The organism is Eudoraea sp., assembly GCF_049665975.1.
Classification (GTDB): domain Bacteria; phylum Bacteroidota; class Bacteroidia; order Flavobacteriales; family Flavobacteriaceae; genus Eudoraea.
In genome coordinates this window covers 1-7980 of sequence record NZ_JBATGR010000532.1, presented here as the reverse complement: position 1 = coordinate 7980, position 7980 = coordinate 1, and the positions used below count along the sequence as shown (strand labels likewise).

The following is a 7980-nucleotide window of genomic DNA, read 5'->3' as shown; positions in this document are numbered from 1 at the left end:
CCTGGGTCCAGGGTGGATCAAAGGTAATTTCAACTTCCGCATCTTTAACAAGGTCCAGAGATTTTACCTTTTCTTCTACCTCAACTGGCAAAGTTTCTGCTACAGGGCAGTTGGGTGAGGTAAGTGTCATCAATATTTTTACATCCCTATCCTCATTAACAAAAACATCATAGATTAACCCTAATTCATAAATATCCACGGGAATCTCGGGATCGTAAATTGTCTTGAGAACAGTCACTATTTTCTCGCCAAGTTCCTTCGTATTTACCACGGTTTCACTCATATCTCTCGGATTAATTAATTAATTCAATTGTGTTTGGTATGCAATGGCATACAATTTCAATTGCTTTATCATACTTACCAACCCATTTGCGCGTGTTGGAGATAAATGCTCTTTAAGTCCTATTTGATCGATAAAATCTGTATTTGCCTCAATAATATCCATCGGCTTTTGATTGCTAAAAGCTCTAATTAAAATGGCAATAATACCTTTAGTAATTATGGCATCACTATCGGCTGTAAAAACCAGTTTATCCTCCTCCAATTCTGCATGTACCCAAACCTTACTCTGGCAGCCCTTAATTATATTGTCTTCTGTTTTATACTGCTCTTTAATTATTGGAAGTGATTTTCCTAATTCTATCATATATTCATACCGCTGCATCCAGTCATCAAACAAGGCAAACTCTTCTACAATTTCGTTCTGAATTTCTTCTATACTCATAAAAAGGTTTTAGGCTAAAATACAATAAGTATCAGTGGTTTTCAATAGTTTGGGAAAATGATAACAAGCATTGTTTAGCTTAGCATTTGTTTGGCTTTCTTTACTCCTTCGACAAGAATATCTACCTCACTTTTGGTATTATAAAAGCTAAAACTCGCCCTTACCGTTCCCGGCACTTTAAAGTAATCCATAACAGGTTGCGCACAATGATGCCCTGTTCTTACCGCAATTCCTAATTTATCCAGTATCGCACCTATGTCATAGGGATGAATACCTTCAATATTAAAAGAAATGACGGATGTTTTATGCACCGAAGTCCCATATATTTTAAGCCCATTAATAGATGTTAGTTCCTTAGTAGCATATTCCAGGAGTTCTTTTTCATAACTGGCGATGGCCTCGTAACCTAAAGAATTCATGTAATCCAGCGCTGCTCCAAAAGCAATTCCACCACATACATTTGGAGTCCCTGCTTCAAACTTGTGAGGTAAATCGGCATAAGTTGTTTTTTCAAAGGTAACCTCTGCTATCATCTCTCCTCCACCCTGATATGGTGGTAATTTTGAAAGCCATTCTTCCTTCCCATACAAAACACCTACCCCGGTTGGGCCACAAATTTTATGAGCAGAAATCGTATAAAAGTCCGCATTCAACTTTTGGACATCTATTTTAATGTGTGGTGCCGCTTGCGCGCCGTCAATCAGAACAGCTGCTTCGACCTCATGGGCCAATGAAATAATTTTTTCTATTGGGTTTATAGTACCCAACGCATTGGATACATGATTACAAACTACCAATTTAGTGCTACTCGAAAGCAACTTGGCGTATTCCTCTATAAGGAGTTCGCCTTCATGATTCATTGGAATTACTTTTAAGATAGCACCCGTTCGTTCACATAGCATTTGCCAGGGAACTATATTGGAATGGTGTTCCATAGCAGATACAAGGATCTCATCTCCATTTTTTAGAAATGATGTAAAGCCATTGGCTACCAGGTTAATACTATCTGTGGTGCCTGAAGTATAAATAATTTCATAAGGTTCAGCGGCATTTATATGCTTTTGAACCTTGATACGTGCGTTTTCATAAGCATCTGTTGCCTCCTGAGATAAGGTATGCACGCCCCTATGAATATTAGCATTATAACGAGTATAATAATCTACAATAACATCTATGACTTGTTTTGGTGTCTGTGAAGTAGCTGCGTTATCCAGGTAAACCAATGGGTATCCGTTAACTTTCCTTTTGAGAATAGGAAAATCCTGGCGAATAGTTTCAATATCCAATTTTGTTATTATCATATGGCCGGAGCTATTTAAAACTAAACTTAATATTAAAGATCAAATCCCAGTTGAACACCTAATTTTTTGGCAATCAGCCTATTAATTCTCATTTTTAATTCAGGAATCCGAACACTTGCCAACACATTATTGGCAAAAGCATACATCAAGAGTGCCGCAGCTTCTTTTTTGGGTATTCCTCTGGTTTGCAAATAAAAGAGTGCCTCTTCATCTAATTGTCCAATAGTGCATCCATGAGAACATTTTACATCATCTGCAAAGATTTCCAATTGTGGTTTGGTATTAATAGTAGCCTTATCACTAATCAAAATATTATTGTTTTGTTGAAATGCATTGGTCTTTTGGGCAATCTTATCCACTATGATTTTGCCATTGAACACTCCTATTGACTTTTCTCCATAAATTCCTTTATAATCCTGATGACTTTCGCAATTAGGTTCTCTGTGATGTACCAGGGTATGATGGTCTACATGCTGCTTTTCACCAAGTATAGTTACCCCTTTCATGGTAGAATCAATATATTCACCATTCTGGTAATAATTGAGATTATTCCTGGTTAACTTACCTCCAAAGGAAAATGTATGGACCTTCACCGTGCTATTGCTCTTTTGAGAAATGTAGGTGTTATCTATCAAGGATGCATTTTTGACGTCATTTTGAACTTTATAATAATCTACAATAGCATTTTTTGCTGCAAAAATTTCAGTAACGCAATTTGTTAATACTTCATTGGAAGTAAGACTCTGATGACGTTCTATAATCTGAAGTTCGGCATTTTCCTCTGCAATAATTAAGTTGCGGGGTTGGAGTAATAATGCAGCTTCGTTCCCTGTGGCAAAATGCAATATTTCTATTGGCTTTTTAGGCATTTTATTTTTAGGGATATAAATATAAGCCCCCTCTTTACTAAATGCAGTATTTAATGTAGTCAGCGATTCATCTTTTGAGGCTACCGTATTGAAGTAAACATCTATTATCTGCTTATACATTGGTTTGCTTAAAGCTGCACTCATAAGGCAGATATCTACCCCGTCATGTGTGGTTTCTGAAAGGAACGAACTATATACACCATCAATAAACACAATCTTATAAGTATCTATCTCATGAAGAAAATATTGCTTAACATCCTTGTATTCCAAAGCATTTGTCTGTTTTGGAAAGATGCTGAAATCTACCTTTTGCAGGGGGTTCAATGAAGTGTATTTCCAGGCCTCCTCTTTTCTATTCGGAAAACCTTTGAGCTCGAAGTTCTTAATTGCTTCAGAGCGTATATCATGAACCGGATGATCTACATCTATATTGTTCTCAAATGCCAGGAACGAAGAAACCAGTTTTTCCTTTAAATCCATAATTTTGTTTTCTGTTTATTGTTTTTATAGAACAATTCCCTTTCAAATAATTAATTAATTCAACCGGATTATTATACCACCGACTCATTTTTTAACCAATCGTATCCCTTATCCTCTAATTCCAATGCTAATGCTTTGGTGCCTGATTTTACAATTTTACCCTCGTGTATAACATGTACAAAATCCGGAACAATATATTCCAATAATCGCTGGTAATGAGTAATAACTATTATTGCGTTGTCTTTGCTCTTCAGTTTATTGACGCCGTTGGCCACAATCCGCAAGGCATCAATATCCAGGCCGGAATCTGTTTCATCTAAAATGGCGAGTTTTGGTTCTAACATAGCCAATTGAAAAATTTCATTTCGCTTTTTCTCGCCACCTGAAAATCCTTCATTTAAAGAGCGAGATAAAAACTTTCTGTCAATTTCCAATAACTCAGATTTCTCACGAATAAGTTTCAACATTTGGTTAGCAGGCATGTCTTCTAATCCACGTGCTTTCCTGGACTCATTTATTGCCGTTCTTATAAAATTGGTTACAGAAACCCCCGGTATCTCAACAGGGTACTGAAACGAAAGAAAAATTCCTTTATGCGCTCTTTCTTCAGGAGAAGTGTCTTCCAGATCTGCTCCATCAAATTCAATACTACCTTCTGTAATTTCAAATTCTTCCTTTCCGGCTATCACCGAAGCAAGGGTGCTTTTCCCTGAACCATTAGGGCCCATAATAGCATGCACCTCTCCTGCTTTTACTTCGAGGTTTATTCCGTTTAATATTTCATTCCCTTCTACACCTGCGTGCAGATTATTTACTTTTAACATATTCTATTTAGTTTAAATATTGAGGTGCTTTTGGCATTTTATCAAAGTCGTCCTTTTGATGTTGTAAATATACCTTAGCCTTTTTTTCCTTAGCAAAAGCTTCAAATTTTTTCATGCTCTCCCTTGTTTGCGCCACATCATAATTAAAAATTGGAATTCTCTTGTACTCCCTGTTTTCATAAAAATGATAAAGGTCTCCGGATAAAAGCAAAGGCCCGTGTTCTTTTAAATCAAGAAATAAAACCTGATGTCCTGGCGTATGGCCGGGCATATATTTTAAAACCACGGTTCCATCTCCAAACACATCATAATCTCCATTAATTTTTTTGATGTTCGTTAAGTCTTTTATAGCATCATACATCTCCGGATTATTTGCTTTCACTTCTTCGCCAGTTACAAAATCAAACTCCTCATTCTGAACAAGCCATGTTGAATTTTTAAATTTGTCAGCATGCCCGCTATGATCAAAATGAGTATGAGATAATGAGATGTATTGAAAATCGTCAGGGGTCATTCCAATTAATTTTAACTGACTTAAAACAGAATCCTTTCTGGAGACAGTAAAAGCACCGTCAGGTGAGGTATACGGTTCAGGAAGTCCAACCAGAGATTCAGAAAGTCCGGCATCCCACATTAGGTTGCCTTTTGGGTGTTGAATTACATAAAATGCATCTGCAAATTCCTTGCTTTGCCCTTTATAGGTTTCATCCTGAGCAAAAAGTCCCAGTGTATTTACAACAACGGTACCACCATCAAAGGAATAAAGCTTTACTTCAGTTTTGGAGATTTCTTCCTTACTTTCAGACACATTCGCTACTTCCTTATTCGTTTCTTTACAGGCAAATAAGGCGACTATTATCAATAATGTTATATATTTTTTCATAACCATTAACCTACTGAACCTTCCAGGCTGATTTCCAATAGCTTTTGGGCTTCAACAGCAAATTCCATGGGAAGTTTGTTTAGTACTTCCTTGCTAAAACCGTTTACAATCAGGGCAATAGCTTTTTCCGTTTCTATTCCTCTCTGATTACAATAAAAAATCTGATCTTCCCCAATTTTACTTGTGGTGGCCTCATGTTCAATCTGAGCCGTTTTATTCTTCACTTCTATATATGGAAAAGTATGTGCTCCACAGTCATTTCCCATCAGCAACGAGTCGCATTGCGAAAAATTTCTGGCATTCTTAGCCCTGCTATTCACCTGCACCAGACCCCTGTAGCTATTTTGTGATTTCCCGGCGGAAATCCCTTTAGAAATAATCGTGCTTTTAGTGTTTTTACCTAAATGGATCATTTTAGTTCCGGTATCGGCCTGCTGATAATTATTTGTTACTGCAATGGAATAAAATTCCCCTATAGAATTATCTCCTTTTAAAATACAGGATGGGTACTTCCAGGTAATTGCTGATCCGGTTTCTACCTGTGTCCAGGAGATTTTGGCGTTTTTCTCGCACAACCCTCTTTTTGTGACAAAATTGTATACTCCCCCTTTACCTTCTTTATTACCAGGATACCAGTTTTGAACTGTGGAATATTTAATTTCTGCATTATCCAGAGCTATAAGTTCCACTACCGCTGCGTGTAATTGATTTTCATCTCTCGATGGTGCAGTACAGCCTTCCAGATAACTCACATAACTTCCCTCATCTGCAATAACCAGTGTGCGTTCAAATTGTCCGGTACCAGCCTGATTTATTCTAAAATAAGTTGACAATTCCATTGGACATCTAACCCCTTTGGGGATATAGCAAAAAGATCCGTCAGAGAATACTGCAGAATTTAAAGCAGCATAGAAATTATCCTTTTGTGGCACTACTGTACCAAGATGCTTTTTAACTAATTCCGGATGCTCTTTTATTGCCTCGGAAATAGAGCAAAAGATTATTCCTTTTTCTGCAAGTGTTTTTTTGAAAGTAGTTGCAACGGAAACTGAATCCATTACAATATCCACAGCTACACCTGCAAGCTTTTTCTGTTCATCTAAAGAAATTCCCAGTTTTTTAAATGTATCCAATAACTCAGGATCAACTTCGTCTAAACTATCGTATTTCGGTTTTTTGTTAGGTGCGGAATAGTATGAAATATTTTGAAAATCAGGTTTTTTATAGTTGATATTAGCCCATTCGGGTTCTATCATTTCTTTCCATGCCCGGAAAGCTTCAAGTCGCCATGAAGTCATCCATTCCGGTTCTTCTTTCTTCTTAGAAATTGCGATAACAATTTCCTCATTTAACCCTTTTGGAAAGGTGTCAGACTCAATATCCGTATAGAAACCATATTCATATTCTTTAGTTTCCAGTTCTTTTTTTAATTCTTCTTCGGTATATGCCATAAGTCATTAAATCCCTCAGAGGGATCACATATTTTTATAATGAAAAACTTTCGCCACAGCCGCATGTACGCTGTGCATTCGGATTATTAAAAACGAATCCCTTACCATTGAGCCCTCCGGAATATTCCAGAGTTGTTCCTACCAGATAGAGAAAACTCTTTTTATCAACGATGATGCGCACAGCATTGTCTTCAAAAACCTTATCAGCCTCATCAACTTTGTTGTCAAATTTTAATTCATAGGACAACCCACTGCAACCACCGCTTTTTACACCAACCCTGACAAAATCTTTTGCTGCGTCAAAACCTTCCTCCGTCATGAGTAAGGTAACCCGCTGTTTTGCTGTTTCAGATACTTTGATCATTATATATCCTTATTTGGTATTATTCTAAATAGTTTACAAATATAGGTTATAGTTAGGGTTTTACCATAATTCCTAACATTATTATAACGTATGAAACCATAGAGGTTATCTATTGGATTTTAGAGAAACAAGAGTAGAGGGTAGATAAAAAACGGATGGTTTTAAAAGTCAAGCATTTGAGGGCTGCCTTTATGTGAAGTTATTCATTTGATTTTTATAATTACAACATCTGAAAGCCCTTTATTTATAAGGTTTGTGAAATCATCGCTGGAACTTTCACCAACCAAAAGTATACTTTTGTCTAGATTTTCAACTGCATCAAAACCATAATCCAAGTTTGATCCTCCATAAGAGCCCTGCCAGATTAAATTTCCTTCTGGATCTGTTTTTATAAGCCAAATATCATTTTCTCCTGCATTTTCTTCAGCATCACCATCAATACTTTTGGAGTTTCCGGTAATAATAAATCCACCGTCGTATGTAGTACTTACCCCCTGGGCAGCATCGAACTCCGAACCTCCAAAGGTCTTCTCCCATAACAGGTTGCCATTATCATCTATTTTAATAAGCCACACATCAGATTCACCATGATTCATAGAAATATCTTTATCCGTGCTAAATGTATTCCCGGTAACCACATAACCTCCATCATATGTTTTGGCTATATCATAAGCGATTTCAATACCCGAACCGCCAAAGGATCGCTCCCATAACAATTCACCGGTAGCTGTTAATTTAATTACCCAAAAGTCGTAGCTGCCTTTGGTATTCGAAATATCATAATCATCACTTTCAGAAAACCCTGCCATCACAAAACTGCCATCGTCCGCTTCAATAACGGCATGCGCCCTATCATTGTTGGTGCCTCCGTAGTAACTCCTCCATTCCAAATTGCCGTTGGCGTCTATTTTAGTTCCCCAAAATTCCCCCACACCATGTCTGGTAAGAAAATTACCCTTGTAATAAGTGCCATCGTCAAGGGCGGCTGTAATATCCAAAAATCCTGCGAAGAAAAATCCTCCATCAGCAGTTTGCAATAAATCATATGAATGATCATGCCCAGAAAACCCAAAACTTTTTTCCC

9 protein-coding genes are annotated in these 7980 nt (G+C 37.2%); all 9 read right to left on the bottom strand.

All coding sequences use genetic code 11. The annotated features are described in order from the left end of the window. The coding region (locus WBN20_RS16815; RefSeq protein ID WP_424282521.1) for an iron-sulfur cluster assembly protein at positions 1 to 283 on the bottom strand (283 nt) is incomplete at its 3' end. A gap of 18 nt (positions 284 to 301) precedes the next feature. Beyond that, positions 302 to 724, bottom strand: coding sequence for a SufE family protein (locus WBN20_RS16810; RefSeq protein ID WP_424282520.1), 423 nt, complete (start codon positions 722 to 724; stop codon positions 302 to 304). 74 nt (positions 725 to 798) lie between these two features. Continuing rightward, the gene (locus tag WBN20_RS16805) at positions 799 to 2025 is read right to left on the bottom strand and encodes an aminotransferase class V-fold PLP-dependent enzyme (RefSeq protein WP_424271106.1); all 1227 of its coding nucleotides are present in this window, start codon (positions 2023 to 2025) and stop codon (positions 799 to 801) included. Between the two features lie 32 nt (positions 2026 to 2057). Further along, a complete protein-coding gene (gene sufD / locus WBN20_RS16800) occupies positions 2058 to 3374 on the bottom strand; it encodes a Fe-S cluster assembly protein SufD (RefSeq protein ID WP_424274187.1) in 1317 nt (438 codons plus the stop codon). 71 nt (positions 3375 to 3445) lie between these two features. Continuing rightward, complete coding sequence (gene sufC / locus WBN20_RS16795) at positions 3446 to 4198, bottom strand: Fe-S cluster assembly ATPase SufC (protein ID WP_424282519.1); 753 nt, start codon at positions 4196 to 4198, stop codon at positions 3446 to 3448. Positions 4199 to 4205: 7 nt separating this feature from the next. Next, on the bottom strand, positions 4206 to 5081 hold the full coding sequence (locus WBN20_RS16790) for an N-acyl homoserine lactonase family protein (RefSeq protein WP_424282518.1): 876 nt from the start codon (positions 5079 to 5081) through the stop codon (positions 4206 to 4208). A gap of 5 nt (positions 5082 to 5086) precedes the next feature. Then, on the bottom strand, positions 5087 to 6532 hold the full coding sequence (sufB, locus tag WBN20_RS16785; RefSeq protein ID WP_424282517.1) for a Fe-S cluster assembly protein SufB: 1446 nt from the start codon (positions 6530 to 6532) through the stop codon (positions 5087 to 5089). A 34-nt stretch (positions 6533 to 6566) separates the two neighbouring features. Beyond that, entirely contained in the window at positions 6567 to 6896 is a 330-nt protein-coding gene (locus WBN20_RS16780) for a HesB/IscA family protein (RefSeq protein WP_299159760.1), read from the bottom strand. A gap of 203 nt (positions 6897 to 7099) precedes the next feature. Further along, positions 7100 to 7980, bottom strand: an 881-nt coding sequence (locus WBN20_RS16775; RefSeq protein WP_424282516.1) for a hypothetical protein, incomplete at its 5' end; no start/stop codon positions are given.

Excerpts from the sequence above, each read along its gene's own strand:
- sufC (WP_424282519.1), bottom strand. The coding sequence starts at position 4,198 with ATGTTAAAAGTAAATAATCTGCACGCAGGTGTAGAAGGGAATGAAATA.
- WBN20_RS16790 (WP_424282518.1), bottom strand. The coding sequence starts at position 5,081 with ATGAAAAAATATATAACATTATTGATAATAGTCGCCTTATTTGCCTGT.
- sufD (WP_424274187.1), bottom strand. The coding sequence starts at position 3,374 with ATGGATTTAAAGGAAAAACTGGTTTCTTCGTTCCTGGCATTTGAGAAC.
- WBN20_RS16780 (WP_299159760.1), bottom strand. The coding sequence starts at position 6,896 with ATGATCAAAGTATCTGAAACAGCAAAACAGCGGGTTACCTTACTCATG.
- WBN20_RS16810 (WP_424282520.1), bottom strand. The coding sequence starts at position 724 with ATGAGTATAGAAGAAATTCAGAACGAAATTGTAGAAGAGTTTGCCTTG.
- WBN20_RS16805 (WP_424271106.1), bottom strand. The coding sequence starts at position 2,025 with ATGATAATAACAAAATTGGATATTGAAACTATTCGCCAGGATTTTCCT.
- sufB (WP_424282517.1), bottom strand. The coding sequence starts at position 6,532 with ATGGCATATACCGAAGAAGAATTAAAAAAAGAACTGGAAACTAAAGAA.